Origin of the sequence: Tardiphaga sp., assembly GCF_044340795.1 — a bacterium.
Lineage (GTDB): Bacteria > Pseudomonadota > Alphaproteobacteria > Rhizobiales > Xanthobacteraceae > Tardiphaga.
In genome coordinates this window covers 1-2,556 of sequence record NZ_JBIISY010000443.1, presented here as the reverse complement: position 1 = coordinate 2,556, position 2,556 = coordinate 1, and the positions used below count along the sequence as shown (strand labels likewise).

At 53.6% G+C, this 2,556-nt stretch carries 2 protein-coding genes; one reads left to right on the top strand and one right to left on the bottom strand.

Annotation, left to right across the window (positions count from 1 at the left end; translation table 11 throughout):
- Positions 1-1,336, bottom strand: a 1,336-nt coding sequence (locus ACIQ17_RS32925; RefSeq protein WP_398473775.1) for a glycosyltransferase, incomplete at its 3' end; no start/stop codon positions are given.
- 101 nt (positions 1,337-1,437) lie between these two features.
- On the opposite strand from ACIQ17_RS32925, the gene ACIQ17_RS32920 reads away from it, so the two are divergent.
- The gene (locus ACIQ17_RS32920) at positions 1,438-2,274 is read left to right on the top strand and encodes a phytanoyl-CoA dioxygenase family protein (protein WP_182713351.1); all 837 of its coding nucleotides are present in this window, start codon (positions 1,438-1,440) and stop codon (positions 2,272-2,274) included.
- Positions 2,275-2,556 lie beyond the last annotated feature (282 nt).

Genomic DNA, 2,556 nt, shown 5'->3' with positions numbered 1-2,556 from the left:
ACCCACCCACCTTCTTAGCTAATGATCTTTTTACAGAAACAAAGTGAACAAAATATGGATGCGATATGTAGTAATCGTAGGAAAAACTGGGGCGAGCTACAACTTGAGATATAACATCTATGTCCTCACCACATATGACTTCGTCAGTATATATAATATCGTGACCTGACAGTGATTCTTTCAGAACCCTATACACAGCCTCCGGCTCTAGGGCATCATCATGGTCGAGAAAGGCGACATATTTTCCTCGCGCATGTCGAATGCCATCATTCACAGCCGCAGACACACCGCCATTCTTCTCTCTTCTTATCACCTTAATCCTGGAATCAACAGCACAAAACTCAGTCAACACTTGTTGCACCAGAGGTTCTGTGGAGGCATCATCTACACACAGCAGCTCCCACCTGCTACAGAACTGTGAAATTACGCTGTTTATTGCCCGTCTGAGCCAATCAACGGGCGTATTGTAGACGGGCATTACAATGGACAATAAACTTCCAGCTGTTTCACGATCCATTGAATCGCAAAGCTCTTCTAGCTCATGGCTGGCCAAGCCGTCCCACCGCTTGAGCCATATGGCTACATGATCGTCTGCAGAAGGCTGGTACGGCGAGTTTACCAAGGTCCGTTTGCTGCGCGCCAACCTAGCCACCACCGCGCCGGCCTCCGCTCGGTAGTCAGAGCTGAGCGCGATCCTAAACCCAGCATGAGTGTTGCTAAAGCCGGCGGCCACCACGTCTGGCCGCGGCAACGATGTCCTGCCCTCCCCGACAACCAAGCCGTTTTGGAGAAATTCCAACTCGGCCGGACCTTCGGGCCCATCGGGGTCCACACACCAGCCGAAAATCGAATTCGCGACGAGACCGTCGATGCACCCGACGATATCCGGCGCATCTCGGACTGACGCGCCGTGCTCACCCATTCTAAGAAGCTCCCGCCCAGCTTCCGAATTGCCGTCAAGCTCGAAGCTCCGACGGAAGAAAGCCGCAGCTCGTTCATTGTGGCCGGAAAATTTTGCGAGATAAGCGCGCCTCAGCCAAGCATTGGACGAGCGCGGCTTGAGCTTGCAGCCTCTTTCATAGGCTGCCTCCGCCTCGTCGTAGCGGCCGGTGTCCTTCAGCGCATTTCCCAAGCGCACCCAACTGTGACCATCATGAGGGCGCACAGCGAGATGCCTGCGAAGCGCATCTATAGCTTCCAGAGGACGCCCCGCCCTCAAAGCAGCCACCCCCTCGTCACGATGAACGGTATTGTTGGACTTCCTGAGCCTCTCCAGCGCCTTGGCCCACCCGCCAGCGATTTTGTAACTCAACACCTGTCTACGGGTCCCTGTCATTGCTCATCCCTTTTAGATGCCTTGCGGCATGAGACAACTGCTGCAGATACGGTTGAACGGAAATCCCGCGCTCGTTAATATGCCTTCTCGGGAGCCACTCAATGTTCAACGCGTTTCGATCGCTTTCTGCAGCACAGCAGAAAATATGGAAAGATCAGGGTTATCTGCATCTCAAGAAGGCCATAAGCCCGACGGAGATGGCGGCCGTAAGAAAGGCTGTTGATTGGCAGTGGGCGAACCCCATGGGCAACCCACACCAAGTAGATGTCATCACTGGACCGCACGCGGGTCGCTGCTTTTCGATGAATGAGGCCCCGCCGTCAGTGAGATCCGAAGCCTACAAGCTGAACAATCTATTCCTTTACAGCGAACAAATCCGCAATGTTGCGCTGTCAAGGAGACTTAAGCCTGTCCTAGCTGAGCTGCTCAATGGCGAACCCATGATATGCAACTCTCTCAATTTCGAACGGGGCAGCCAACAGGATGCACACATAGACAGCTGGTACATGCCCCCTCCGAAAGACGAAGGCATGGTGGCGGCAAGCATCACCTTAGATCCAGTTGACGACCAAAATGGCCCGATCTTCTTCTACCCGGGAAGCCATCAAATTCCACCATACCGTTTTTCGGATGGACGACTGAACGCGATCGAAGCAGAGATGGCAGCCTGCCACGATTACATTCGAGGAGAAATCGAAAAGCGAAATCTCGAAGTTACGCTTTACAAGGGGCAGCCGGGAGATGTTCTAATCTGGCACGGTCAACTAATCCACGGCGGATCGCCGATCAAAGACTTCGCCCGAACCCGTAATAGCTTGGTCGTTCATTACTGGCGAGCTGAGGACGTTTCACAGAGCGCCTTGTTTCGTGGTAAAGGAGGCAGCGCTTACCTCGGTCACACTTTGCGTGGCGAGCTAACGCCGCTGTCGATCAAATAGAAAACTAGCCCTGAGCCGCGAAATTTAACGAGCTGCCCATGCAATAAATTTGCCGGATGGGCACTCATCAATAAGGATGCAATCCCGATTGCCGCCGAGCCCTTGACGATATTTCAGGCTGAATCGCGACCTATAGTTTAATTCTAAGTATGCTTTTTGATCACCCGCGCGTCACTCCACCGTGACGGACTTGGCCAGATTGCGGGGCTGATCGACGTCCGTGCCTTTCTGAACGGCCGTGTAGTAGGCCAGAAGCTGCATCGGCACGGCGTAAACCAAGGG